Origin of the sequence: Stenotrophomonas veracruzanensis, from assembly GCF_032911525.1 — a bacterium.
GTDB classification, from domain to species: Bacteria; Pseudomonadota; Gammaproteobacteria; order Xanthomonadales; family Xanthomonadaceae; genus Stenotrophomonas; species Stenotrophomonas africana.
The window spans coordinates 172,187-197,816 of sequence record NZ_JAWJTI010000004.1; the positions used below are offsets into that span (position 1 = coordinate 172,187).

Genomic DNA, 25,630 nt, shown 5'->3' on the forward strand with positions numbered 1-25,630 from the left:
TGCCGGCTGGCAAGCGCAAACTACTTCCCAACAAAACGGGCTTTCGAGTCCCGACCACCGATGCACGGTGGCGCAGTAACGATTACCTGCTGTTGTTCGGAATGCCAACGGGTTGGGGTCAATGCCGCCAAAACCCGAGACGCTTTTGGCATTGTCGCATAGCGCGGAAAGGGGCGAGAGCATTGGCGTGCTAGGTGAAACGGCGCTTCTGGAACGGAGTCGTCAGAACCTTCCGTCAGAGGTGTAAGGCGCGCCAAATGCGACAGAACTCGCCCATCGGGCATGTGTGATCGCTCATGCAACCGAACCGCTGCGACACCCGCTAGATGGTTTAAATGACTTCTTGCCTATTGAACCTACCGAGTGCCGCGCGCAATCTGACTACCGCTGTAGTCACGCGGGGCTGCCCTGCCCGCAGCAGGACGGTCTTGTAGCGTTTGAACGGATTCCACCCACTGGCGCAGGCCAATACAAGGATCACTGTACGTGTTACGCCGCAATCGACTTCTTCTGTCTGCGGGTCTGGTCCCGCTTCCGTGGTTCCTGTTCTGGACCAGCGTTGCCGCCGTGTTCGCGCCGGGCTACAACCCGCTTGCGCAGCACGCCAGCGAGCTGCTGCAGGCGCCAACGCTCGCAAGCATCTGCGGCAGGATCGCGGCTATCGGCTCCGGTATGGGCTTCGTGGCGTTCTCCATCGGGGTATGGCGAGAGTCCGGTCGCCGGATTGCAGTAGGTGCAATCTGCTGGTTGGTCTTTGGCATTTCCATGCTGACCAACGGGCTCTGGCCCATGGGCCATCCGATGCACGGCTTCTACACCATCGGCATCGCCAACATCATTGCACCGGCGATGTCGCACATCGAACTGAGTGCGTGGACTGCCAACCGAAGGGCGTACGCCGTGACCGCTGTGGTGAGCATCGCGGGCATCGTCTATCTCTGGTTGAACGTGGTGGGAGCGGACCCGGAGGGGTTCAGGGGACTTACCCAGCGCCTGTTCTCGTCGATCAACTCGCTGTGGCCATTCCTGGTGGCGCTGTACCTGCTGCGCAGGGGTTCAAGCGCGCTGTAGGCGCCGCAGGCGCTTTGATGGAAAGGCATGCAGGCACGTGGACGGCTATTGAGCGTGTGGAGTTGAGAAGGGGATGAGGATCTTTCGTCGTCAGCTGATCTACGTTCAAGTGCACCAGGACCACTTCGTTGCGCGCGTGGTGGGAGGAGACAGGAGCATCCGTCGCCAGTGTCATGCCCTTGGCAATCGCGCGGGTCCGATCAAGGACTTCTCTACTCTCCAACCCCAGCTCAAGGCGATCTTCTCGGAACTCATGCCTGGGTTCTCATTCCAAAAGCCGTGGGGGCTTCTGCATTTTGATCTGGTTGACTATCCGATCGCAAAGGAAGAACTGGCTGGGTTCCAGAAGGCTGCCATGCAAAGCGGCGTGAGTTTCTGCTTTCTCTCCACGTGGGAGCAGCGGCATGAAGACAAGGATCTGTTGGAGATGTTCAAGTAGTGCCAACCCGATACTTCGTTCTAGGCCAAGCAGATTCGTGGTTGGGCCTCTTCGAGCCACTGCTAGAGTCCGCTCTTGGCCGGAAGCGGACGCTGACCAAAACGGTGTAGCGGAATGCCGCTCAATGGTTGTCCGGCCCTCGGTATCAGTCATCCTTTTGACTTGCGACGCTACGGGATGCTTGGCGGGACGTCAGCCCACAGCCTAGTTGGTGCTTCCAGCAATGACGGTGTCTCTCGGAACTCAGATCATTGGAAGCAGTGTCAAGCTGTTGCGTCTAGCAAGCGATCTTGTTGACTTCCATTCAAGCTGCTTTCAACATCGTCCGCCGCGCTTCGGATCGCGCGGGACAAACGAACGACTTGAAAGGAAGAAACATGGCAACAGGAATGCGTGCCGCACGCGAACTCACCGCCGAAGAACTACTGCTGGTTTCGGGTGGCAGTCAGACGGACTTCCAGGCAGCCTCCAGCGGTGTTTGGGAAGGGGAGAGCGATCAAGGAATGGTCGAACACTACTTTGACGAGACCCGCTGGGATGGTCTGGAAAACGTCCAGTTCGACATCAGCGCCGCGGGGATGTTCGCACTCGCTGCAAAAGGCAGCTTCACTTCCGGCGTAACAAGTGAGCTGGATGAAGTTCTTAGCAACATCCCCGATGTCCAGCAGTCACTCAAGAACTACTTGGACAGCGGACTGTCCATCCAGTTCCGCGAGATGGGCGCGGCCAACGGATATGTTGAGCTGGGCAGCATCTATTTGAATCCGAACATCAAGGGTGATGCCCTACAGATGGCGAGGACTATCGCCCATGAGTTGGCCCACGTCGAGAATCGGGTGACTTGGGACCACACGCCAACGAGAGAGGAGTACATCGCCACCTACCTCAAGGAAGAGGGGCGCGGAGTTCTCGCAGCGATGAAAGCCAACGACGTCCTAGCAGCAAAGTACCCGGAAGCGGCCACCTACACTTGGGACTCTCGATTCATTGAGATCAAGAACAAGATTGGATCCGAGTACACGGTCGACCAAGCAATCAAGGCCATGGGCGACATCTACGGCGGCATGAGGCATCCCACCGATCCAAATAAGACCCAAGCTGATTACTTGGCCGAACCGTGGGATGAAACATTCGGGGCAAAGGGTGGTTCAGGAGCCGGAGGTTGGGGGGGCACTGGCGGAACTGGGGGCGCTCCCTGGACAGGTGGCAGTTGGACCTGGGGTAGCGGGGGCTGGACAATTGGCATAGGGGGCAGCGGCGGCAGTAACGGTGGTCGCGAATCATGGGAAGAAGAGTGATCTCATCAACGCACTGACACACGAGACTGCCAAGCTTAGACGAGGCTGACGATAGGGTAGAGGAAACATCGCTCTCCCTCAAAGCCAGCCAGAAGGTCGGGGGGAGAACTCCGCCTGACCTTCTTATCGATTCTCGAACCGAAGCGGATCAGGCTTTCTGACTTCCAATCTTCCACAGCGTCCAGACGGATCGCGTCCGCAGTGCCAATGCACTCAAGTGTGCGCTTAGAAGGTCATGCAGGAAGCTGATGATGTCTGACCAATCATCCGAGTTGGCCGCTCGACGCAGACAGATCTCCAAGCTCGAGCCGAGAGAGGCGCTAGCTTCATAGATTGGAAGATAGAAATCTTTGCCCTGCCAAAGCAGCGCGTTGAAAAGCACTCTAGCGGTTCGACCATTCCCATCCTGAAGTGGGTGGCAGTTAAGCAGGCCGACATAGAACCAAGTCGCGCGTACGAAGGGCGACCAGCCTCTGTCACGGTCACATGCAGTCAGCCAGTCAAGCCTCCTGGCAAGCAGTGGGTGTGGCATGTAGCCCCAGCGATTTCCCGCCTCATCGGCCGACGTGACGTTGGGGCCACAGCGCAGCTCGCCATCCACGCCAAGGCGGCCCGCGATGAGCTTGATAGCCGACTGCAGAGCAGCTGGCGCCGAAGTATCCAAAAGTGCCCTGCACTGATCAGCCACCTCGCAGAGCACTTCATGCTCGACACGCGAAGTGTGACAGCGTCTGAGACCTTCCCGGTGCGTCACATGTTCTGAGAGTGGATGGACGAGCTTAGATTGGTGTGCAGCCCAGAAGTGCAGGATCCCGTGGCATAGATCATCCGTGCTGACGACTGACCTCTGTTGCTGAAGTGCCGATCGCTTCGCCTCAATTGCGACAATCTCTCGAGCATGGCTAGCGACTCCCGCAACGAACGCGCTGTACGACACTGGCGAGACCAGATGGATCGCCATAGATTTCCTTGACTTTCATTCGGCACATGACGAACATTCCAGCCCGACCTTACAGGCCGGCTTAGTTCTAGATCAAGCGTAAGGAGATCGGATGTCGAATGGAATTCGCGTGCCCAGCTTCGGATGGGATACCTTTGCCGCCGCGTGCGCTCTCGCATGCTCGCTGGGCATCGTGCTGACTGCGCAGGCACATCAATCCGCCGAACTTGAGCCCTCTCCGTTGGCTGTCGAGGATCTGATTCAGTTCCAGCAACGACCTGATGACGCCAGCATCTTGCGCACGTTCGAGGTGACCGCGAACAGGATTGGCACCACCGGCAACGTGCGGTTCTCTGAACTTGAACCGAGGTCCGACTCCGCCATGGGTCCTGCTGTACTTATCCGCGATCGATTCTCGGGAAGCGTAAGACAGTTGACAGTGACGCAGAAAGCGACCATAGATAATGCGCACTGCTTGAAGCTGGCCGAGGTCAGTCATGCACTCGGTCTGTTTGTGCAACCGCCAGAACCGACTCCGGTATGGAAGACCGAAGGACAGCGGAAGCACGCTTTTCATGAGAATTCTCAAGTGAGCATCGATGCTATCGGCAGAGCTCCTGGAAGCGATTGCCTGGGAAGCGTTGTCTTCAAGTACAAGAACTAGCCGACAGCTGTTGAGGCGAGTCGAGGCGCACGCCCATCACCGCGCATGATGAATCCCTCTTGACGACTTCTAGTCATCGCACCTGACCAGGTGGACCTCTGTCAGAGAAGCCCGCTCTTGATCAGCGTGCGCATGGGAACGTGCAGGGCACGCGCCAAAGACCTGATCAGGCGTCAGTACGGAACCTCTACGTCTAGCAGTAAGGATCGCTTTCGCTCAGCGACCCGATAACAGGCGCGTGGCGATGAACTCCGCCGACGCACTTCGTATGGCGCGCCTAGAAGATGGAACGAGCAAGCAGCAATGTCACGGCAACACTTCCAGTATCAAAGTGAGCATTCCGAGTGTGGATTGGCCTGTGTGGCCACATGCGCCTCTCTGCTGGGAAGAGAGACAACTCTATCCTCTCTTCGAATTCGGCATCCTTCGTCCTCTCAAGGCACGAATGCGGCGGCGCTGATCTCAGCGTTCACCAGCCTCGGCATCCATGCTCGCGCGATCCGTTGCGAAGTGGACGATCTCCAGCACATTTCGTTGCCCGCGGTACTGCATTGGAAGCTTTCACACTTCGTTGTGCTTAGTAAGTGCTCACGCGGGCGATTCCACATCTTTGATCCCGCGTCCGGCCACATGAGACTAAGTGGAACGCAGGTTTCGGAATCTTTTACCGGAGTTGCGCTCGAGCTGACTCGGCTTCCAGGCTTCGTCGCTAGCAGAAGTGATCGTCAGTTTAGCATTCGGCGGTTTGCAACAATCACGTCCGAAGTGAAGCAGTCGCTGGGGCTAGGGGCCGTCTACTCCGTGTTCCTTCAGCTCTTCCTGGTTAGCTCGCCGTTCTTCATCCAGATATCGGTAGACGAGGCAGCAACCCATACAGACACAGACCTTCTGGTTCTCCTAGGGCTTGGCTTTGCACTGCTTGCGATCTTCAACTTCATAGCTGAGGTACTTCGTTCACGAGCAATGTCGAGGGCTGCTAGCACTTTGTCGTGGAATGCATCGCGCCGACTGTTCCGGCATATGATCCTCCTTCCACTGTCGTGGTTCGAACGGAGACGCCTTGCCGACGTCTCGTCGCGATTCGACACCATGGATTCTCTCAAGCAGGCGTTAACAGGCGGCCTTGTGTCCGCTGTTATGGACGGGATTCTATCGCTTCTACTTGTGGCGACAATGTTCTTCGTCTCACCGGTGCTTGCGCTTGTTGGCAGTTCGGCCGCGGCACTCTACTTGGGCCTTTCTTGGGCTTCATCGCCGGTGCGAAACAAGCTGGGCGGGGAGGCCTTTCAGGCATCACTGCGTGAGAAGACTGCCAGGATTGAGACGATTCGTTCAATCGCATCCATCAAGTCCGCCGGCGCCGAGCTGAATCGCGAGGCGGAATGGTCGGCCCGACTTGCAGACGCAACCAACGCAGGAAATCGACTGAATTCATTGCTAGCATCCTTGTCTGCTAGCCGCACCTTGCTGGACAATCTCGCGACGGCCGGCGCTGTCTACCTAGGCGTTCATTTGCTGCTGGATCAAGCACTGACGGTTGGCGCCCTATTTGCCTTCTTTGCACTCAAGCGCCAACTGTCCGCAAGAATCCATACGTTCGTCCAGCAGATCACCGCCTTCCGCCAGACTGTCCTTCACTCAGACCGATTGGCCGATATTGTTCTAAGCGAGAGCGAGCTGATGGGTCCTGAGGCAATGGATCACCCTCCGCTTGAGGGGCGCATATACGCCCAGAATGTGTACTATCGCTACGGTCAATCGGACGAATTTTCGGTAAAAGCACTCAATATCGCCGTTCATGCAGGAGACTTCGTACTCCTCAATGGTCCGTCCGGTTGTGGCAAGAGCACCATCATGAAGCTGCTCGCTGGTTTGTATCCCCCGCAGCAAGGTGAGATCCGGTATGACGGCACGGCATTATCTACGCCATTCTCGCGCTCCATAAGGTCGCAGATTGGCGTGGTAATGCAAGGGGACGAGCTGCTTGGAGGGAGCATCGGCGAGAACGTAGCGTTCTTTTCTGAGGATGCTGAGCCAGAGAGTATCTGGCGATGCCTGGCACTGGCTGGGCTCGCGACAGAGGTCAAAGCTATGCCGCTTCAGTTGCAGACGCGCATTGGTGAGATTGGAAGCTCATTGTCTGCAGGCCAGCGTCAGCGGCTCCTGATTGCTCGTGCCCTGTACCGCCGCCCCCGCGTTCTTCTTCTTGATGAGGCGACAGCGAACGTTGATCTAGATAAGGAAAGGGAAATTTTCCTCTCGCTGCGATCGATCGGCATCACGATCATTGCCGTTACTCATCGACCACAGATCGCGAGCCTGGCGACGCTGCTTGCCACATGTGCTGGCGGCTCAATAACAAGCGTGAAGCGTGTGACGCCTGAGCAGATCATTCCAGGCCGGAAAGTGCCGTCCTTGCAGGATCAAATAGCATCTCGAGAAGTGTTCTCCGCTCCATCATAAGATCCACATCGAACTTCATTCCGTCTCCGAGCATGGATGGATCAATCGTTTGATTGCGGGACGTCTCGTGATTGGTGGACGACAGGGAGATGGTGATTGCATACATCGCCTCGGATGCATTCAGATCTCTGGGCAAGTCTGCAACGGGCGTGGGCGCCTTGGCGACTTCCCGTACTGTTCCCGAGATCGTGCCAAACTTGCGATACGGGAACGCCGAGACCTTCAAACGCGCTTCACCTCCAAGCTTCAGAAATCCGATGGCTGATGATTTCACCCATGCACGCCCAATCGCAGGCTCGTCCGTCGCAGCGATGATCATGAGTGATGCACCGGGTTGGACTGATTCGCCCAAAGATGCAATCCGACTTGATACGCGCCCATCCATTGGAGCCGTCAGTGTCTCCGCGCTACTGGCTCGCAATGAGATCTCCTTCTCATCGAATGCGGCCGTCTCAGCCGTAATCATCGACTCGGATGAAGAGACTTGGTGCTCCAACTGGCGCCTCGAGCTTTCCGACGTTCCTATCTTGGCTAGCAGCTGGCCACGCTCTCGTTTGAGACCTACCAGTTGCTGCTGCTGATCCAAAAGCTCACCACGAGCGGCGCGGAACTGCAGTTCCGAGACGATCTTCTCCTTGGTGAGCTGCTCCATGGCCTCAACCGTCCGCTGCTTATCCGCGATCTGCATCTCTTTCAGAGCGACAAGCTCATTGAGGAATTCAACTTGCTCGCGGTTCTCTACCGACTCAAGCTCTACCTCAAGGATCTTCTGTCTGATGACTTCTGCCGTGTCTTCCAGTGAGTCCACGCGCGATAACATCTGCCTACGAGCAGCTTCGAGGCTACGATTTCCAATACTTATGCCGTCAACTGTCCGGTCGTAGGAAAGGCTCAGCAGACTCTGCCCCTTCCGAACTGCCTCATTCGGCTTGACGTGTATAGCCGAAACCACGCCCTGTCGGGTCGCAGTTACGCGCTTTGTTCCCATCTCGGTAGATATCTCCCCTTGGGCGCGTTCTTTCCTTGGAAAGCGTGCTGTAGCTGCGACAGCTAGGACTGCCCCGGCCAGCAGGAGAAAGAACAAGGCGGTCGAGCGCCAGCCAAAGCCTAGGCGGTCGAGCGGAGCGTTCTGGCGGCGCTGATGATCCAGCCTGACCGCCTCGCGAAAGAGCGCGGAAGATTGCTTTGCGGGGCGGCCAACGTCCATGTGGGAATTTTCATTCGGAAGCAGAAAATTATGGCATCTGGCGGCGCCATCAGTCATCAGGCGTCTGCCCCGAGCAGCCTCTGATAGCCTCGTGCGCACATCTGATCAACGTCGATGGAGAGACGATTGAACTGCATTGCGAGCTGCATAGGTTCGAAAGGAGCCGCAACCTGTTCCATGTGTGTTGTTCCGATCCGACAACGCGCCTGCTGCTCTTCACCCGGGAGCTCTCCTGCATCTCATTGGCAATACTCTGCAGCTGCTTCAACGGGCGGCCGAATCAGCTCCCGCACCACAGGAGAAATGACCATAGCTCCTGCCAAGGGTTCAGCTGTAGAGTCACCGGAAGAATTCCCAGAATGCTTGCACTACCAATGTCCGCTTCTGGCCGAAAGCGGACATCGTTCGACGACCTGCTGCATTGATCTTCCGTCAGCCAAAGCACGGGTCTCTCCTTCCATCAATTAATGATTTCCCCACTCCCCGAAGCAACAAACGCCTTCAACTGCCGAATAAACTCCGCGTCGTAGAGCTCCCACTCCACAATCTCCCCAACCACCCGCAACGGCTCCGCACTCCGATACGACCGCGTCGGATTCCCGGGAAATTTCTTGTTGGTCACATTCGGGTCGTCTTCAAACGGCCCGGTCGGCTCCACCACATACACGCGCGGCCGCCCTTCACCCCGGGCCATCTCCGCAGCCAGCCCGGCGCCCTTGGCAATGGTGGTGAAGTAGATGTGGTTCATCACCACGCTGTCGCGATAGTTGGAGCGGAAGCCCGCACTCAGCAACTCGCCCACCGCCAGATCAGCGCGGGTGCCGTGAAAGAACGGCCCGGCGACCTGGTCGCAGGTGTCATGCGAAACGGGTGTCCATTCGGTGTCCTGCGCCATAGGCACTGCCCCTGCGTGTCCTGCCGGATCGACAGGCCGGCGAGTCTAGGGCGCCCGGTGGGCCTTGCTGCAAGGCCCCATCCGGGAAATAATCTGTAAACGGGAGGCGCGGTGCGCCTCCTTTTTTTCATTCTGCGGCGCCGCGCCCTTCGAGCTCGCGCACGGCGGTTTCCAGTGCGTCCAGCTTTTCGCGGGTCTTCAGCAGCACGGCGCGCTGTACTTCGAACTCTTCGCGGGTGACCAGGTCGAGCTTGGCCAGGCCGGCCTGCAGCGCGCTCTTGAAGGTGGCCTGCAGTTCCTCGCGCGATTCGCGCAGGCCCGGCGGCACCAGGTCGCTGAGGCGACGGGCGAGGTCATCGATGTGGTTCAGGTCGATCATGGGGTGCTCCGTGGGGGTGGGCCCGTGCATCCGGCGCGGGCAGGCCATTCGGGCACAAGGATACTGCCGGCACCCACTGCCCGGACAGGCCGCAGCGGCTTCGCACGGGCCGCGTTCAGGCGCTATCCTCCACGCCGGAAGACAGGAGATAGACGATGAAGATGGTCATGGCGGTGATCAAGCCGTTCAAGCTCGACGACGTGCGCGAAGCGCTGGCCGAGCGTGGGGTTACCGGGATCACGGTGACGGAAGTGAAGGGCTTTGGTCGCCAGAAGGGCCATACCGAGCTGTACCGCGGCGCGGAGTATGTGGTCGATTTCCTGCCGAAGGTGAAGCTGGAAGTGGCGGTAACCGATGACCAGGTGGAGGCCGTGGTTGAGGCCATCGTGAAGGCCGCTGGCACCGGCAAGATTGGTGACGGCAAGGTGTTCGTGTACGACCTGGGCAGCGTGGTGCGTATTCGTACCGGTGAGTTGGACGCGGACGCGTTGTAACCCGTTCGGCGGGATGTTGTAGAGCCGAGCCGATGCTCGGCTTGCTCTTTGTAGAGTCGAGCTTGCTCGACTGCCCTGCGCTTCAGTCGAGCAAGCTCGACTCTACGAAACGGCAGCCGAGCATCGGCTCGGCTCTACAGAAAAGCGGTCGAGCGAGCTCGCCCCCTACCGGCGCTTGGCCCATTTGTAGAACCGCTTCCAGCCCTGCCGCACAGCCGCCACCCAACCCGGGTCGGCCACCAGTGCGGCCTGCGCGGCACTCGGCGCCTGGCCGGTCACGCGCTGGCGGATCTTCAGCAGGTTCTTCATGTCGCTGCGGCGCATCTGCCGGCTCAGCGGGCCGCGGCGCAGCCAGCGGGGTACGCGCCAGGCGGAGGTGAAGTCCAGCAGCACCGGCACGCCGGCGCTCACCACCACGTTGGTGCCATGCAGGTCGTTATGGGTGATGCCGGCGGCATGCAGGCGGCTGAGCGCGTGCTGCAGCTGCTCGAACACGTCGTTGCCAACGGCCTGCGCGGTGCTGAGGGTCTGGCCGGGGATGAACTCCATGCCCAGCGCCAGGCCGCCCAGGGTGCCGAGCAGTGCGGGGGCATGCTTCCAGCCGCCCAGGCGCTGCAGCATGCGTGCTTCACGGCGCACCATCAGCCGTGCAATCAGCGAAACGGGGGTGCCGCGGTAGCGGGAGTAGTCCTTGATGACCGCCTCGCGCCCGTCCAGGCAGGTGCGGTAGACATCGGGGGCCAGGAAACGCTCGCCGCGCTTGAGCAGCAGCGGCGCCGCGGCGTCATCGCCGCAGGAAGAGGGGGGAGTAGCAGGGAGGTACATTTCAGGGTCTCGGACGACCCGGTGGGCGGCGCTGAGCGTCAAGCGAACCGGTGGTGCGGGGGAAGTACTAATGTTTTGTTAATTTTAGTACTCGCCAGTTCGCTATTCCACGATTTGTCGGAGAAATGTCGGCGCCGTGGCTGGAACAGTTCGTCACACAGAATCGGACAATTATGTCTCACTTAGGGGATGTTTCTTCTAAGTCAATGGCTTGGGCGTAACGCCGGTGGCGATGCACTGGACGAACGGCAGCAATGCATCGCGCAGTTGGTCCAGGCCGGGCTGTTCGATGGGGAAGTGGCCGCAGCCGTCCAGCAGCACCCGTTGCTTCGGCGCGGTCAGTCGTTGGAAGAAGCGATCGCTGATGGACACCGGGGTCCAGTCGTCGCAGGCGGGATGCACCATCAACACAGGGCAGCGCTGGAACTGCTCCGGCTCCAGCGCCGGGGCGGTGTCGAACAGCGACGCCAGCAGACCGAGGGGGACGCGGTTGCCGCCACCCAGCGGGTCGGCGCAGACCAGCGCAGTCAATGCCGGATCGCGCGACATCCGCTGCATGTGGGTGAACCAGCGAACCGGCACGCGCACGTTGCGGGTTACGCGGCTCATTGGCCTCAGCATTGGCAGGAAGAGGCGCATCCACGATTGGCGGACCAGAGCAGCCTGCACTGCCCGGTCACGCGGATCGGCCAGGGTGGTGACCACGAGCCCCCTCACCCACGGTGATTCGGCAGCCACCAGATAGGCGAGGTAGCCGCCGATGCTCGCGCCGAGCAGTACGATCGGGCGTGCCCGTCGCTGCTGCTCGGCGTCGATCAGAATCAGCAGCGCCCGCTTCCAGGCGCCGTAGTCGACGTGCTCCCACGCTGCCGGGCTCAAGCCGTAGCCGGGCAGGTCAGGCGCCAGCACTTCATGCCCGGCAGCGGCCAGTCCCGCCGCCAGTGGCGCGAACATGCGGCCATAGCCTCCGGCGCCATGCACCAGAACGACGGTCACGCCCGCGTCGGGTGGCCCGTGGCGATCCACCCGCAGCATGCCGCTGCCCCAGCCGAAGCACTCGCTGTGCGGCGCAGCGGCAGGCTGGCCCGGGAAAAAGTCCGCGTAGCGGGCGCTCAATGCGGGGTAGGGGGCGGCATCGCATGCAGTCATCGCGCCAGTGTAGGCCAGCCGTTCAGGAACGCGTCCCTGAACAGGGTGCACGGGCAACTTGACCCCGACGCACGGCCTGCCGACCATAAGCTGTTAATTCGCGACATCGGCGGCCGCACCCTTCGGCACGTCCCCGTTCCCTGCCGCGTTCCTTACCGATGCTGGCCACCAGGCCGTGCATCGCCCCGATTCCCGTTCCGGCCGCGGCTGGAGGAAAGTGCTTTGATCATCAAAATCGTCATTGCAGCGCTGTTCGTCGCCTGCGTGCTGTACATCCACTTCCGTGGCAAGGTCCGCGCGCGCTGGTCGCGCCAGCTGCTGGACCATTCCAGTTTCATGGCCCCGATCAACGTGGTCATGTACATGTTCTCGAAGGTGCCGACCACGCCGTTCCTGGACCCGGCCAAGGAGTTCCCGCAGCTGGAGCCGCTGCGCCAGAACTGGCAGATGATCCGCGACGAGGCGCTGGCGCTGCGCGATGCACAGAAGATCGCTGCCTCCAGCACGTTCAATGATGCTGGCTTCAATTCGTTCTTCCGCCGTGGCTGGAAGCGCTTCTACCTGAAGTGGTACGGCCCGTCGCACCCGTCGGCCAAGGCGATGTGCCCCAAGACCACGGCGTTGCTGGAGTCGCTGCCGGACGTGCGTGCGGCGATGTTCGCGCAGCTGCCGTCGGGCAGCGAGCTGCGTCCGCACCGCGACCCGTTCGCCGGTTCGCTGCGCCTGCACCTGGGCCTGGCTACGCCGAACAACGACGGCTGCTACATCGAAGTGGACGGCATCAAGAAGAGCTGGCGCGATGGCGAGTGGATGATGTTCGACGAGACCTACATCCACCACGCACACAACGAGACGCCCGATGACCGCGTGATCCTGTTCTGCGATATCGCCCGCCCGCTGCGCTTCGGCCTGCCGGGGCTGTTCAACCGTGCGGTGGCGGCTACGCTGTTGGCCGGTGGTGCATCGCCGAACCTGCCGGGTGACCCGACCGGTGGCGTCAACAAGGCCTTCGGCAGCGTCTACAAGGTGCGCCTGAAAGCCAAGGCACTGCGCGAGCGCAGCGTGGTGGCCTACCAGCTGATCAAGTGGGGCCTGGTGGTGGCGGTGATCGCCGGTATCTGGGCGCTGTAACTGTAGAGCCGAGCCCATGCTCGGCTTGATCTATCGCAACCTGTCCGAAGAGCAGCCGAGCATGGCTCGGCTCTACAGAAAGCAGAAAACCCGCGCTGTCGCCAGCGCGGGTTTTTCTTTTGCATTGGTGGATGCCGACCGTTGGTCGGCCCGCCTTACTTCAATGCCGCCTGCACGAACGGCGGGGTCACCAGCACGCCGGTGTGCAGCGCGGCGGTGTAGTACAGGGTGTTGAAGGTCTTGGCGGCCGAGTCGGCCTGGCGGAAGTCGAAGCTGCTGTCGCCCTTGCGCGCCATGGTCACGCTCCACCAGCCGGTGGGGTAGCACGGCTGCGGGAACGGCAGGGTCTTGAACGAGCCGAAGCCGGCCTTGCCCATCTCGGTGCGCATTTCGTTGATCAGGTCCAGCTGCATCAGCGGCGACTCGGACTGCTGCACCAGGATGCCGTCGTCCTTCAGGGCCTTGAAGCAGCTCTCGTAGAAGGCTTTGTTGAACAGGCCTTCGCCCGGGCCGACCGGGTCGGTCGAATCCACGATCACCACGTCCACGCTGCCCGCCGGGCAGTTGGCCATGTAGGCCACGCCGTCGTCGAACAGCAGCTCGGCGCGGGCGTCGTCGTTGGAGTCGCACAGTTCCGGGAAGTGCTTGCGCGCCATCACCGTGACCTGCTCGTCGATGTCGCACTGGGTCACGCTCTCCACGCCGGTGTGCTTGAGCACTTCGCGCAGGGTGCCGCAGTCGCCGCCACCGATGATCACCACGCGCTTGGGCGCGGCGTGGGTGAACAGCACCGGGTGGCTGATCATCTCGTGGTAGAAGAAGTTGTCCTTGCTGGTCAGCATGATGGCCCCGTCGATGGTCATCAGGTTGCCCCAGTCGGTGGTCTGGAAGATCTCGATCTTCTGGAACGGCGACTGCACCTCGTCCAGCTTGCCGGTGATGCGGTAGCCGATGGCCGAGCCGGTGCGCTCGAAGTGCTCGATGTACCAGTTGTTGCTGTCAGTCATTTGAAAACAGTCCTGTTCGGAGAGGTGGAGCCGGGCTGGCGGGCGGGGCCGCGTGGCACAGATGCCACATCCGGACGGATCGGCCTGTTCAGGTTGGAACCTGTCACGGGCGCGGGCGCGCATGATAACGAACCTGTGGGCATATAGGCGTTATCATGCCCCCCCTTTTATTGCCAACAAGGCCGACTGAAATGACCGATTGGTCCCTCGACCAAGCCCGCAAGACCTACTCGATCCCGCATTGGGCGGACGGTTACTTCGACGTGGATCAGGCCGGGCACATGGTGGTGAGACCGACCGGGGCGGACGGCCCGGTGGTGTCGCTGCCCAAGGTGGTCGATGCGGCGCGCGCGGCCGGCGCCAAGCTGCCGCTGCTGGTGCGCTTCCCGGACATCCTCGGCCAGCGCCTGGGCAAGCTGCAGGCAGCCTTCGGCCAGGCCCAGCAGGACTGGGAGTACAGCGGCGGCTACACCGCCGTGTACCCGATCAAGGTCAATCAGACCCGCGGCGTGGCCGGCACCTTGGCCAGCCACCACGGCGAAGGCTTCGGCCTTGAAGCGGGCAGCAAGCCCGAGCTGATGGCCGTGCTGGCGCTGTCGCGCCCGGGTGGCCTGATCGTCTGCAACGGCTACAAGGACCGCGAGTACATCCGCCTGGCCCTGATCGGCCGCAAGCTGGGCCTGCAGACCTTCATCGTCATCGAGAAGCCGTCCGAGCTGAAGCTGGTGCTGGAAGAGTCCAAGGCGCTGGACGTGAAGCCGGGCCTGGGCGTGCGCATGCGCCTGGCCTCGCTGGGCGCCGGCAAGTGGCAGAACAGCGGTGGCGACAAGGCCAAGTTCGGCCTGTCGCCGCGCCAGCTGCTGGACCTGTGGAAGTCGCTGCGTGACACCGAGTACGCCGACTGCCTGAACCTGCTGCACTTCCACATGGGCTCGCAGATCTCCAACGTGCGCGACATCGCCAACGGCATGCGCGAAGCCACCCGCTACTTCGTGGAGCTGTCGCGCCTGGGCGCGAAGATCACCCACGTCGATGTGGGCGGTGGCCTGGGCGTGGACTATGAAGGCACCCGTTCGCGCAGCTTCTGCTCGATCAACTACGGCCTGCATTCCTACGCCAGCAACATCGTGCAGCCGCTGGCCAATGCCTGCGAAGAGTTCGGCCTGACCCCGCCGCGCATCGTGACCGAGTGCGGCCGCGCGATGACCGCGCACCACGCGGTGCTGATCGCCAACGTGTCGGAAGTGGAAGAAGCGCAGGAAGGGCGCGTGCCGGACCAGCACGACGACGAGCCGGCAGCGATCCGCCACCTGCGTGAGATCCACGACGAGCTGGACGTGCGCCCGGCGGTGGAACTGTTCCAGGAAGCGCAGCATTTCCACGCTGAAGGCCTGGCCAGCTACGCGCTGGGCCAGATCGACCTGCCGCAGCGTGCGCGCATCGACGATCTGTTCTACGCCATCGCCCACGGCGTGCGTGCGCGCCTGAGCTACGACGAGAAGAGCCACCGCCCGGTGCTGGACGAACTGAACGAGCGCCTGGTCGACAAGTACTTCGTCAACTTCAGCGTGTTCGAATCGATCCCGGACGTGTGGGCAATCGACCAGGTGTTCCCGATCGTGCCGATCGAGCGCCTGGACGAAACCCCGGACCGCCGCGGCATCATCGCCGACATGACCTGCGACTCGGACGGCATGGTGGAAACCTATGTCGAGAACGAGAGCCTGGACAGCTCGCTGCCGCTGCACAAGATGAAGCCGGGCGAGAGCTACCGCATCGGCTTCTTCATGGTCGGCGCCTACCAGGAAATCCTGGGCGACATCCACAACCTGTTCGGCGATACCGACGCGGTGGAAGTGCTGGCCGATGCCGATGGCTACGCCATCACCCAGCAGCGCCGTGGTGACACCACCGACGTGATGCTGGATTACGTGGGTTACCGCCTGGACGAGCTGCGTGCGACCTATGCGCAGCGCGTGGCCGAGGCGCAGCTGTCGCCGGAACGCGCGCAGGAGTTGTCGGAGGCGCTGGAAGCCGGCCTGACCGGTTATACCTACCTGTCCGACGAACCGCTGGTGTGAGGTCAACGGGAACGCCGGGCCTGGCCCGGCGCTACCGGCCCCGATGAGCGCGCGCGCGATCTTCCACCTGTTCCTGCATGCCGCCGTGCCAGCCCTGCTGGCATGGCTGTTCTGGCGCAAGCGCTTCGCCTCGGCGTGGCTGCTGATGCTGCTGGGCTGGATCATCGATCTGGACCACCTGCTGGCCGATCCGATCTATGCACCGAACCGCTGCAGTATCGGGTTCCATCCGCTGCACACTGCACCGGCCATCGCGGTCTATGCGGGGCTGTGCGTGCCGAAGAAAACGCGGTTGTTCGGCATCGGTTTGATCATCCACATCGTGCTGGACGCGATTGATTGCTGGTGGATGCATCACCGTTGATGCTGGGTGCGTGTCGACCAAGGTCGACACCTACCGGGAGCACGGCGACCGGTCGGGTTGGCGCTTGGTAGAGCCGGCCGCTGGCCGGCTTCCGCAGGGTGTTCCCGGTGATCACGTGGTTGCCGGCCAGCGGCCGGCACTACCCGCCGTTGGGTTGGCCAAGGTCGACACCTACCGGGTGCACGATGGCCGACGGAACCGATGCACTGCTTTGGTGGATGCCGACCTTGGTCGGCGCTTTTGATGCGTGTCGACCAAGGTCGACACCTACCGGGTGCACGGCGACCGGCGTTCCCGGTGATCACGTGGTTGCCGGCCAGCGGCCGGCACTACCCGCCGTTGGGTTGGCCAAGGTCGACACCTACCGGGGGCGCGATGGCCGACGGAATTGATGTACTGCTTTGGTAGATGCCGACCTTGGTCGGCGCTTTTGATGCGTGTCGACCAAGGTCGACACCTACCGGATGCACGGCGAACGGCGTTCCCGGTGACCACGTGGTTGCCGGCCAGCGGCCGGTACTACCCGCCGTCAGGTTGGCCGCCTCACGCCACCGGCAACCACAACGTGGCCCGCAATCCCGGCTGCGCATTCTCCAGCGCCAACCGCCCGCCGTAGCTGGCGGCGATATCGCCCACGATCGCCAACCCCAGCCCACTGCTGCCTTCGCGCTCATCCAGCCGCACGCCACGCTGCACCACCCGCGCCAGCGCCTCTGCCGCAAGACCGGGGCCGTCGTCACGCACGTCTATGCGCAGCTGCCCTTCATGGATGTCAGCGCCGACGCTGACCTGCTGCCGTGCCCATCGCCCGGCGTTGTCCAGCAGATTGCCCAGCATCTCTTCCAGATCCGCACTGGCACCGGCGAACTGCAGCGCCGGCTCGATGCCTTCCGCCGTGAACGCAATGCCGCGCTCGCCATGCACCCGTGCCATCAGCCGGCACAGCGCCTGCGCGACAGCGGCCACGTTGGTGCGCTGGCGATGGTCTGCGGCCAACCCTGCAGCCAGATAACGGTCGACACTGGCCTGCATGCGCGCACTCTGCTCGCGCACGGTGGCACGCCAGTGCGTGCCGTCGCTGTCAGCTTCGGTGGCCAATACGCTCAGCGGGGTCTTCAGCGCATGTGCCAGATCCTGCGCGCTGGTCCGCGCGCGCGCGACCATGCGTTGCTGGTGGTCCAGCAGCGCATTGAGTTCTTCACCCAGCGGTGCGACTTCCGCGCCCAGTTCCTGCGTCTCGATGCGCTGCGCGTCGCCGCGGCGCACCCGTTCCAGCTGTGCACCGAGGCGATGCAGCGGACGCAATCCGAAGTGCACCTGGCTGGCCAGTACCGCCAGCCACGCCGCGACCAGCAAGCCCAGGGCAATGGCGGTGCGCTTTCGGAACGCGGCCACATCCGCATCCAGCGCACTGCGGTCGGTGGCAACCACCGCCACGAATGGCTCACTGGCACGTGGCAGGCGCACCTGCTGCACGCGTGCGCGCAGGGATTGCTGCATCGGTCCGGGCAGATTGCGCGTGGCCGGCCCGGTAGCCGGCGCCGGCAGGGTTTCATCCCACAGCGAGCGCGACTGCAGCAGCACGCGGCCATCGGCACCGGCGATCTGCCAGTAGGCGCCGGAGAACACACGCTGGAAGCGCGCGTCATTCGGTTCCTGGCGCAGGCGCAGCTGTCCGTCCGCATCCACTTCGGCCTGCGCCAGCAGGGTCAGCATGTCCTGCTGCAGTTCGTGGTCGAGGCGGTCACGCGCGCTGCGCTTGAACAGTTCGCCCAGCAGCGCGCTGGCCAGCAGCGAGACCAGCAGCAGGCCGACGCAGCCGGCCAGCAGCAGTCGCCGCCGCAGCGAGCGTTGCCTGTTCATGGCGCGGCCAACCGCCAGCCTTGGCCGCGCACGGTTTGTATCAGATCGGTGCCGAGCTTGCGGCGCACGCGCCCGAGCAGCACGTCCAGCGCGTTGGAATCTGGGTCGTGGCCGCCCTCGAACACCTGTTCGCCCAGGCGATCGCGACCGATGACCTGGCCGCTGTGATGGATGAAGTAGCTGAGCAGGCGGAACTCCTGCGGACTGAGCGACAGCGCTTGGCCGTCCAGTTCGAAGCGGCCGGCGTTGACGTCCAGCTGCAGCGGCCCGCAGTGCAGGCGCGGGCTGGCATGGCCATGACTGCGGCGGATCAGGGCGCGCAGGCGCAGCACCAGCTCGTCGGCCTGGAACGGTTTGGTCAGGTAGTCGTCGGCGCCGGCATCGAAGCCAGCCAGCTTGTCGTGCCAGCGCCCGCGCGCGGTCAGCACCAGCACAGGAAAGCTGCGGCCGTTGCCGCGCCAGCGCTCGATCACGCTCAATCCGTCCAGCCCGGGCAGGCCCAGGTCGACGATGGCCGCCTGCAGGTCCTCGATCTGGCCGATTTCCTCGGCCTCGCGCCCGTCGGCAACCGCGTGCACCACGTAGCCGGCCTGTTCCAGCAGGGGCAACAGGCGCTGAGCCAGCGCGGCATCGTCTTCGGCCAACAGGATGCGCATCAGTCGTCCAGCTCCGTCTTCAGCAGCTTTCCGCTGCGCGCATCATAGTCCAGCTCCACCACCACGCCGTCGCCGCGCAGGATCTCCACTTCGTAGACGCCGTCGTCCAGCTCTACCTCCAGCAGCTGGCCGGGGTAGCGCTTGAGTGCATCGCGCACCACGCTTTCCAATGGCACGTAGCGGCCCTGCTGTACCGCGCGGCGCGCGACCTGCTGCGCCGGGTCCTGTGCGGACGCGGCGGCGGTCGGGGCGCTGGCCAGGGCCAGCAGCAGGGGCAGGGTGGAGAGCATCTGTGCACAGGGCGGGCTGTAGGAACAGGCGTGAGTGTGGCGGGGGTGACTAACAGCTGGCTAACAGTGGCGGCTAAGGCGCTGTTAACCACGGGGTGCATTGTGGCGTTGCCGGGATGGTCCGGCCACGAACACGAACGGAGAACCCCCATGTTGAAGTCGCTCACCCTCGCCACTGTTGCCCTGCTGGTCATCGCACCGACCGCCCAGGCGGCCCCGCTGGGCATGGCCCAGGTTGAACAGACCCTGCGCAAGGCTGGCTACACCCAGATCCACGAAATCGAACGCGATGATGGCCTGTGGGAGGCCGACGTGAGCCGCGCCGATGGCCGCTTCAGCGAGGTTTACGTGGACCCGAAAACCGGCGAGATCTTCGACGAGCACAGCAGCCGCGCGCTGTTGACCACCGAGCAGGTGCTGGCGCGGGCACAGGCGCATGGCCTGCGCGAGATCCATTCGCTGGAACGCGATGGTGCGACGTGGTCGCTGGAAGCCCGCAATGCCCGCAACCAGAAGGTGGACGTGCGCCTGAGCGGTTATGACGGCCGCATCCTGCACAGCGAGCGCGATGGCTGGCTGGATTGATTCGCGTTCCGGTAGGTGCCAGCCTTGGTCGGCATACGGGGAAGAAGCGTGTCGACCAAGGTCGACACCTACCAGGCGTACGCAGCGTTAGCGGCCGACCTTGGTCGGCCCAGGCCTGACGCGGGGCTTACCAGCCAAACGGCGGCGGGTAATCCCAGCCCGGGCCGCGGCCGTAATAGCCGCCATACGGGCCAAAGAAGCCCGGGCCCTTGCCTTCACTCACGTGGATGTTGACGTTGACCCCGTGGGTCTTGCCCTCATCGGTGGTGTAGTTCTTGCTCAGGTTCAGCGTGGCGGCGTTGTAGTGGCTGTTGCCGCCGTTCTTGGAGTAACCGATGCCGGTGGTGAAGCTGCCGGACACTTTGACCTTGTCGTCGGTCACGTCGGCGATCTTGGCGTCGTCGTGCACGCGCGGGCCGCTCTTGTCGCCGTAGTACGTGCCCGGCGGGTCCTGCTGCAGGGTCGGGTCATTCAGATAGCGCATGGGTGCCTGCGGCAGCGACAGATCCAGGCCGGTCGCCTGTGGCGCGGTCGCGCCGGCAGCGGACTGGGCCAGCACGGTTCCCGGCAGGGCCAGGCACAGCAGCAGGGTCAGGGGGCGGATCATGACAGCGCTCCAGCGGACAGGTGGCCACGCAACACGCGGCGGTACAGGCCGACGCTAGCAGGGGCTGCTTGAATGATGCCTGTCGGCGCCCGCACGAGGTAGAGCCAGGCCATGCTTGGCTGCAGGCTACAACCGCCCGAACCCGAACAGCCCCGCCAGCGGATGCGCCCGCCGCTCGATCCCGGCCCGCAGCAGCTTCGCGCCGATCATCGAGTAGGTGATGCCGTTGCCGCCGTAGGCCATGGCGAAGTGCACCCGCGGCCCCCACTGATCGTGCGGGCCGAAGAACGGCAGGCCGTCCGCCGTTTCGGCGAAGGTACCGGCCCAGGAGAAGGCGGGTATCGGATCAAGGCGCGGGAACCAGTGCCGCAGCTGTTTCATCAGCTTGTCGGCCTTGCCCTGAACGCGCCGGTCGCGGCGGGCGGGGATGTCGACGGCGTCGTCCAGCCCGCCCACCAGCAGGCGGCGCTCGCCGGTGGCGCGCAGGTACAGGTACGGGCGTGCGCTTTCCCACACCATCGTGCGCTGCAGGCGGCCCAGCACGTCTGCATCGATGGGATCGGTAATGAACGCGTAGCTGCTGCGGTTGCGCGCAACCCGCTGATCGAGCCAGCGCTGGTTGGCATAGCCCATGGCCAGCACCACGTGGCGGGCGCGGATGGTGGCACCGTCTTCGGTACGGGCGGTCACCCCACGCGCAGTGGCGTCGAGGCTGTGCAGCACCGTGCGGTCATGCACATGCCCGCCGCGCCGACGCAGGCGCTGCAGCAGCGCATAGGTCAGCCGATACGGATCGACCCGCGCCGCCTGGCGCGTGAGCAGGGCACCACCGGCGTCCACGTCGAAGCGCTCCTGCAGTGCCTCCGGGCCGAGCCAACGTGCGTCCAGGCCGATGCTGCGCCTGGCCTCACCCTCGGCCATCAGGCGCGGCACGTCGCGATGGCGGCTGGCCAGGTACAGGCTGTCCATGCGCTGGAAATCCACGTCCTTCAACCCGCGAGCGACCTCTCCCAGGGCCGGGATGGCCTCGGCACACGCCCGGTAGGCAAGCGCGGCGGCGTCCTGGCCGTAGCGCTGGGCCAGTTCCAGCAGATGGGTATCGATTTCGTACTGCAGCAGCGCCGTGCTGGCAGCCGTGCTGCCCCAGCCGATGTCGCGCTGCTCGATCAGGGCGACGTCGTGGCCATGCTGGGACAGTTCGTCGGCGATCAGCGCACCGGTGATGCCGCCGCCGACCACCAGCACGTCGCAGCGCAGGTCGTTTTCCAACGGTGGGAAGGCGTGGATCAATCCATTGCGTACCGCCCACCACGGGTAGCCACTCTTCAGGTCCATGGTCGTGCGGTGCTCAGGCGGTGGGGCGGCCGGTGTGCGGGGTCTGGATCAGTTCGGACAGATCGAAGCCCTGCAGGCGGGCGGTGGCCAGATAATGGTCCTGCACGGTGGCGTCCAGCTGCGGTTCGCGGGCCAGCAGCCACAGGTACTTGCGATCCGGGCTGCCGACCAGCGACACGCTGTAGTCCGGCGCGACCTGGATCACCCAGTAGTCGCCCTTGGCGAACGGCAACCAGCGCAGGCCCTTGGGCAGGAAACTCACCTCCAGGCGCGCGCTGTCGTTGTCGATGGCGCAGGCCTCGCCGGTGGCTTCCTCGACCTCGCCGCCCATACGGCAGCGGTTGGTGACGCCCACGTTGCCGTTGTCGAGCAGGCTGTAGTGCGCTGACACGTCGGTGCAGCCTTCCGGTTCATGGCGCATCGGCAGGCGTGCGATCTCGTACCAGGTGCCCAGGTAGCGGGGCAGCTTGAGGTCAGCGACGGTTTTCAGCGGCGGATGGTCGGTCATCGGTGATCGTGGCAGGGGTGGGCCTCCACGATGCCGATGGCCTCGCCATGGGCGGGTGAAGCCGGGGCGATGGCCGTGTCCAGAACGTTCCGTCGCCCCGGCGGAGCGCCCGTTGTTACCGGCGTGGCGGTATCCTGCAGCCAGCGCCGTGTTTTCCTGATCCAACCGAGGTGGAGGTGCCGATGTACCAGGTGATCCTGTTGAAGAGTGAATCCGCGTTCGCACGCGAACAGTGGCCGCAGGTCGATGACCTGGTCGACTATGAAGGCGTGGCCTACAGCCTGCGTGCCGGCCCGCGCCAGCCGTTGCCGACCGACCACGACTGGCACCCGGTGGCGGTGTACGCGCCCGATGAGATCACCGAGGAAGAGTTCCAGGACTGGTACGCGCTGCAGCAGCCGGCCGTGGAAGAGCTGCGCCTGAAGTACTGATTTCGCCGGCGTGGCGTGCGGGCGCGCGTGAACGCGGGCTGGGTGAATTGACCGGGCGAATCGACGGAGCAAACCGACGGGGTAGAGTCGACTGTTGGTCGACTGCTCTTCGCTGGACGCTGTGCAAAGCCCGCGCTGCGCGCGATAGTCGACTAACAGTCGACTCTACCCCGTCGATTCGCCCGGCAACGATCACCCCGCCGCAATCGCCAGGCCGTCATCGCCGAGTCGTGACCGCCCAGCGGCATCACCCCGCCGCCATTACCCCGTCGAAGCTCCCATCGCGGTGGGTGTGGTCCTCTGCGCCCCCATCCGCCCTTTACCGTCTCTGCCGTATAGTCGCGCGCAGGCGCGGTGGTCCGCGCGAACCGGTGTGGCTGGCGTGTCTTCTTTCCTGCGATCGATCCGTGCACGGGGGCCTTGGCTTGCCCTGCTGCTGTGCACTGCCTTCCTGCTGTCCGCGCCGGTGCTGGCACAGGATGAGGACCCCACGCCAAAGCAGCAGTTGGCGGATATCGATTCGAGACTGAAGGAGGTCGAGCGCAAGCGTGGCGATGCAGAGGCCATCGAGACGCTGGCCATGCTGTCCGAGAATGCCTCGCAGGCGCGGCGTGATGCTGAGGCGCTGGAAAAGGCGCTGCAGCCACAGCTGGTTCGCCTCGACGAACAGCTGGCGCAGCTGGGTACGCCTGCGGAAGGCACTGCCGAGCCGCCGGAACTGGCAGCGCAGCGACGCACCATCACCAAGCAGCGCGACGGCCTGGCCGCGTCGGTGGCGCAGGCCAAGACCAGTGCCGTGCGTGCCCAGCAGCTGGCAACCGACATCGACCAGCAACGCGCCGCGCAACGGACCGAGGAGCTGGGCCAGAAGGTAGCCTCGCCGTTGTCGCCTGCACTGTGGAGCAAGGTGGCCGAGCGCCTGCCGATCGATATCGCACGCGTCGCGCCGTTGGCCGAGCAGGGGCGCGACACGTTTGTCGCTGGTGTCCGGGCCAATGGCTGGGGCACACCATTGCTGGGCCTGATCGCTGCGCTGGTGATGATGTTCCCGCTTCGGCTGTGGCTGCGCCGGCTGGGCCGCGGGTTCGCAGCCTCCGAGCGTGCGCCGGACGGTCGCCTGCGCCGCTCCGGTTTGGCCATGTGGCTGTTGCTGGTGGGCACGCTGTTGCCCGGCTATGCCGTTGTGGTGCTGATGGCGGCGCTGGATGCCATCGATGCCATCGCGCCGCGCCTGCAGGTGGTGGCCGACGGCTTGGAGACTGCAACCTTCCGCGCCGCCTTCATCGCCGCACTCAGCGCCTGCATGCTGGTGCCCAAGCGCCCGTCATGGCGGTTGCTGAACCTGGATGACACCGCCGCACTCAAGTTGCGCAAGTACGCTTGGGGCGCGGCCGCGCTGGCCTGGCTGAGCACGGTGCTGGTCGCCCTCGATCAGGCCACGCGTACCAGCGACGTCACCACTGTGGCGCTGGACGGCTTGATTGCGCTGACCTACCTCGGCCTGATCATGGCCATGCTGGTAACCTTGGCGCGCCTGCATCGCCGGCAGACCGCCGAAGCCGAGGCCAAGCTGGAGGCGCAGGCCGATGGCGTGGGCGCGGCCACGCCGGTGCGCCGCAGCAGTTGGCTGGTATTGGCACGCGTGGCGGGCAATGTCGCAGTAGTGGCCGCCATCGTTGCAACGTTGCTGGGCTACCTGAATTTCGCCAAGTTCGTGAACCAGCAGCTGATCGGCGGCAGCATCGTAGTGCTGGCAGCGACACTGCTGTTCAAGTTCGTTGATGACCTGAGCACGTGGATGCTCAACGCGGACAGCAAGATGGGCCAGACCATCCTGCTCAGCACTGGCCTGAGCGTGTCGCGTCTGGAACAGGCCGGCGTGCTGCTGTCGGCGGCGCTGCGTACCATCGTTGTGCTGATCACGCTGCTGGCGCTGGTGGCACCGTTCGGCAACATCGGCGCGGTGGTGGAGCGGTTCTCGTCGTTGTTTACCTCTGGATTCGATGTAGGCGGAACCAAGCTGGAGCCGGTGCGCATCGTGCTGGCGGTGCTGGTTCTGCTGGCCGGTCTGGCGATCACCCAGCTGGTGCAGCGCTGGCTGACCGACACCTATCTGCCCAAGACAGAACTGGACCTGGGCGCACGCAATTCGGTCAGTACGGTTGCCCGCTATGTGGGCATCATCATCGCGGTGATCTGGGCGCTGTCGGCCATGGGCCTGCAGCTGAGCAAGCTCGCGTTGTTGGTCAGTGCGCTGTCGGTGGGTATTGGTTTCGGCCTGCAGGTGATCACCCAGAACTTCGTCTCCGGCCTGATCCTTCTGGCCGAGCGCCCGGTGAAGATCGGCGACTGGGTGAAGCTGGGGGATCAGGAGGGCGACATCCGCCGCATCAGCCTTCGCTCGACCGAGATCCAGGTGGGTGACAAGTCGACCCTGATCGTGCCCAACTCCGAGCTGGTCACCAAGACCGTGCGCAACATGACGATGGGCAACAACCAAGGTCGCATACAGATCCAGTTCGCGGTGCCGCCCAGCACCGACGTCGGCAATCTGCGGCAGGCGCTGCTGGATGCGTACACCGCGCACACCAACGTGCTGAAGCAGCCGGCGCCAACGGTCTACATCGACAGCATTGCCGGTGGCCAGATCACCATCAACAGTTTCGCGTACGTGGCCAGCCCGCGGCAGGTCTACGCCACCCGCAGCGATCTGTATTTCAGCCTGCTGCAGATACTGGCGGAGCGGAATATTCCGCTGTCGACCCCGACTGACATCCACATCACACGCGATCCGCAGGAGTAGGGGGTTTTTGCAGGGCTGCGCCCTGCACTCGCTACGAGCCGAAGCAACGGCAACGGCAACGGCAACGGCGGGCATTCCGTGTTTTGGCGAGGCGGTGTCGGAGTGCGGGGGCGCCGCAAGTACGTCCCTGTAGGCTTGGCAGCCG

The 25,630-nt window shown here is 63.4% G+C and carries 25 protein-coding genes and 1 pseudogene; 13 read left to right on the forward strand and 13 right to left on the reverse strand.

Translation table 11 applies throughout. The features are described from left to right. Positions 1-486: 486 nt before the first annotated feature. From R1H25_RS05680 to R1H25_RS05690, 3 genes are all read left to right on the forward strand, one after another. A complete protein-coding gene (locus R1H25_RS05680; RefSeq protein ID WP_317223005.1) occupies positions 487-1,071 on the forward strand; it encodes a DUF998 domain-containing protein in 585 nt (194 codons plus the stop codon). Between the two features lie 73 nt (positions 1,072-1,144). Then, positions 1,145-1,510 carry a hypothetical protein gene (locus R1H25_RS05685; RefSeq protein WP_317223006.1) on the forward strand — a complete coding sequence of 122 codons (366 nt, stop codon included), beginning with the start codon at positions 1,145-1,147 and terminating at the stop codon, positions 1,508-1,510. Positions 1,511-1,800: 290 nt separating this feature from the next. After that, the gene (locus R1H25_RS05690) at positions 1,801-2,808 is read left to right on the forward strand and encodes a hypothetical protein (RefSeq protein ID WP_312962302.1); all 1,008 of its coding nucleotides are present in this window, start codon (positions 1,801-1,803) and stop codon (positions 2,806-2,808) included. 148 nt (positions 2,809-2,956) lie between these two features. Here R1H25_RS05690 and R1H25_RS20355 read toward each other — a convergent pair whose 3' ends face one another. Beyond that, a complete protein-coding gene (locus R1H25_RS20355) occupies positions 2,957-3,769 on the reverse strand; it encodes a Fic family protein (RefSeq protein ID WP_373695550.1) in 813 nt (270 codons plus the stop codon). Between the two features lie 91 nt (positions 3,770-3,860). Between R1H25_RS20355 and R1H25_RS05695 the strand changes: the two genes are divergently transcribed. From R1H25_RS05695 to R1H25_RS05700, 3 genes and pseudogenes are all read left to right on the forward strand, one after another. Next, entirely contained in the window at positions 3,861-4,412 is a 552-nt protein-coding gene (locus R1H25_RS05695; protein WP_317223007.1) for a hypothetical protein, read from the forward strand. Between the two features lie 303 nt (positions 4,413-4,715). Further along, a pseudogene (locus tag R1H25_RS20360) lies at positions 4,716-5,090 on the forward strand (cysteine peptidase family C39 domain-containing protein); the annotation flags it as partial. 87 nt (positions 5,091-5,177) lie between these two features. Beyond that, positions 5,178-6,875, forward strand: a complete 1,698-nt coding sequence (locus R1H25_RS05700) for a peptidase domain-containing ABC transporter (protein ID WP_317223008.1) — start codon at positions 5,178-5,180, stop codon at positions 6,873-6,875. Here R1H25_RS05700 and R1H25_RS05705 read toward each other — a convergent pair. From R1H25_RS05705 to R1H25_RS05715, 3 genes are all read right to left on the reverse strand, one after another. After that, positions 6,802-8,082, reverse strand: a complete 1,281-nt coding sequence (locus R1H25_RS05705) for an HlyD family efflux transporter periplasmic adaptor subunit (RefSeq protein ID WP_317223009.1) — start codon at positions 8,080-8,082, stop codon at positions 6,802-6,804. The two genes, R1H25_RS05700 and R1H25_RS05705, sit on opposite strands and share 74 nt — an antisense overlap. Positions 8,083-8,542: 460 nt before the next feature. Beyond that, positions 8,543-8,977, reverse strand: a complete 435-nt coding sequence (gene arr / locus R1H25_RS05710; protein WP_317223010.1) for an NAD(+)--rifampin ADP-ribosyltransferase — start codon at positions 8,975-8,977, stop codon at positions 8,543-8,545. A 127-nt stretch (positions 8,978-9,104) separates the two neighbouring features. After that, positions 9,105-9,356 carry an accessory factor UbiK family protein gene (locus R1H25_RS05715; protein ID WP_049456468.1) on the reverse strand — a complete coding sequence of 84 codons (252 nt, stop codon included), beginning with the start codon at positions 9,354-9,356 and terminating at the stop codon, positions 9,105-9,107. Positions 9,357-9,511: 155 nt separating this feature from the next. Here R1H25_RS05715 and R1H25_RS05720 point away from each other — a divergent pair, with 155 nt between their 5' ends. Next, positions 9,512-9,850, forward strand: coding sequence for a P-II family nitrogen regulator (locus R1H25_RS05720; RefSeq protein ID WP_005411374.1), 339 nt, complete (start codon positions 9,512-9,514; stop codon positions 9,848-9,850). 165 nt (positions 9,851-10,015) lie between these two features. Here R1H25_RS05720 and R1H25_RS05725 read toward each other — a convergent pair whose 3' ends face one another. Both R1H25_RS05725 and R1H25_RS05730 read right to left on the reverse strand, forming a co-directional pair. Then, positions 10,016-10,675: an RIO1 family regulatory kinase/ATPase gene (locus tag R1H25_RS05725; protein ID WP_317223011.1), complete on the reverse strand. Its 660-nt coding sequence runs from the start codon at positions 10,673-10,675 to the stop codon at positions 10,016-10,018. 198 nt (positions 10,676-10,873) lie between these two features. After that, positions 10,874-11,911, reverse strand: coding sequence for an alpha/beta hydrolase (locus R1H25_RS05730; RefSeq protein ID WP_317223012.1), 1,038 nt, complete (start codon positions 11,909-11,911; stop codon positions 10,874-10,876). A 138-nt stretch (positions 11,912-12,049) separates the two neighbouring features. Between R1H25_RS05730 and R1H25_RS05735 the strand changes: the two genes are divergently transcribed. After that, positions 12,050-12,955, forward strand: a complete 906-nt coding sequence (locus R1H25_RS05735; RefSeq protein ID WP_024957655.1) for an aspartyl/asparaginyl beta-hydroxylase domain-containing protein — start codon at positions 12,050-12,052, stop codon at positions 12,953-12,955. Between the two features lie 155 nt (positions 12,956-13,110). Here the strand turns inward: R1H25_RS05735 and speE are convergent, their stop codons facing one another. Further along, positions 13,111-13,962 carry a polyamine aminopropyltransferase gene (gene speE / locus R1H25_RS05740; protein ID WP_032127130.1) on the reverse strand — a complete coding sequence of 284 codons (852 nt, stop codon included), beginning with the start codon at positions 13,960-13,962 and terminating at the stop codon, positions 13,111-13,113. Positions 13,963-14,153: 191 nt separating this feature from the next. On the opposite strand from speE, the gene speA reads away from it, so the two are divergent. After that, a complete protein-coding gene (gene speA / locus R1H25_RS05745; protein WP_012512349.1) occupies positions 14,154-16,043 on the forward strand; it encodes an arginine decarboxylase in 1,890 nt (629 codons plus the stop codon). A gap of 43 nt (positions 16,044-16,086) precedes the next feature. After that, positions 16,087-16,407, forward strand: coding sequence for a DUF6122 family protein (locus R1H25_RS05750; RefSeq protein WP_005411369.1), 321 nt, complete (start codon positions 16,087-16,089; stop codon positions 16,405-16,407). A gap of 543 nt (positions 16,408-16,950) precedes the next feature. Here R1H25_RS05750 and R1H25_RS05755 read toward each other — a convergent pair. Genes R1H25_RS05755 through R1H25_RS05765 form a run of 3 tightly spaced genes read right to left on the reverse strand, consistent with a single transcriptional unit; the run spans position 16,951 to position 19,216 of the window. Continuing rightward, positions 16,951-18,270, reverse strand: a complete 1,320-nt coding sequence (locus tag R1H25_RS05755; RefSeq protein WP_317223013.1) for a HAMP domain-containing sensor histidine kinase — start codon at positions 18,268-18,270, stop codon at positions 16,951-16,953. Further along, positions 18,267-18,926: a response regulator transcription factor gene (locus R1H25_RS05760; protein ID WP_049445475.1), complete on the reverse strand. Its 660-nt coding sequence runs from the start codon at positions 18,924-18,926 to the stop codon at positions 18,267-18,269. Before R1H25_RS05760 ends, R1H25_RS05755 begins: the two co-directional genes overlap by 4 nt. After that, on the reverse strand, positions 18,926-19,216 hold the full coding sequence (locus tag R1H25_RS05765) for a PepSY domain-containing protein (protein ID WP_049445473.1): 291 nt from the start codon (positions 19,214-19,216) through the stop codon (positions 18,926-18,928). Before R1H25_RS05765 ends, R1H25_RS05760 begins: the two co-directional genes overlap by 1 nt. Positions 19,217-19,366: 150 nt before the next feature. On the opposite strand from R1H25_RS05765, the gene R1H25_RS05770 reads away from it, so the two are divergent. Continuing rightward, positions 19,367-19,801: a PepSY domain-containing protein gene (locus R1H25_RS05770; protein WP_049445472.1), complete on the forward strand. Its 435-nt coding sequence runs from the start codon at positions 19,367-19,369 to the stop codon at positions 19,799-19,801. A gap of 127 nt (positions 19,802-19,928) precedes the next feature. Here the strand turns inward: R1H25_RS05770 and R1H25_RS05775 are convergent, their stop codons facing one another. From R1H25_RS05775 to R1H25_RS05785, 3 genes are all read right to left on the reverse strand, one after another. Beyond that, positions 19,929-20,408 carry a hypothetical protein gene (locus tag R1H25_RS05775; RefSeq protein WP_057501825.1) on the reverse strand — a complete coding sequence of 160 codons (480 nt, stop codon included), beginning with the start codon at positions 20,406-20,408 and terminating at the stop codon, positions 19,929-19,931. A gap of 126 nt (positions 20,409-20,534) precedes the next feature. Then, positions 20,535-21,743, reverse strand: a complete 1,209-nt coding sequence (locus R1H25_RS05780; RefSeq protein WP_317223014.1) for an FAD-dependent oxidoreductase — start codon at positions 21,741-21,743, stop codon at positions 20,535-20,537. 13 nt (positions 21,744-21,756) lie between these two features. Beyond that, entirely contained in the window at positions 21,757-22,251 is a 495-nt protein-coding gene (locus tag R1H25_RS05785) for a lipocalin family protein (protein WP_317223015.1), read from the reverse strand. Positions 22,252-22,433: 182 nt separating this feature from the next. On the opposite strand from R1H25_RS05785, the gene R1H25_RS05790 reads away from it, so the two are divergent. Both R1H25_RS05790 and R1H25_RS05795 read left to right on the forward strand, forming a co-directional pair. Continuing rightward, positions 22,434-22,682, forward strand: coding sequence for a hypothetical protein (locus R1H25_RS05790; protein ID WP_049422925.1), 249 nt, complete (start codon positions 22,434-22,436; stop codon positions 22,680-22,682). A 373-nt stretch (positions 22,683-23,055) separates the two neighbouring features. After that, the gene (locus R1H25_RS05795; protein WP_317223016.1) at positions 23,056-25,485 is read left to right on the forward strand and encodes a DUF3772 domain-containing protein; all 2,430 of its coding nucleotides are present in this window, start codon (positions 23,056-23,058) and stop codon (positions 25,483-25,485) included. The last annotated feature ends 145 nt before the right edge of the window (positions 25,486-25,630 follow it).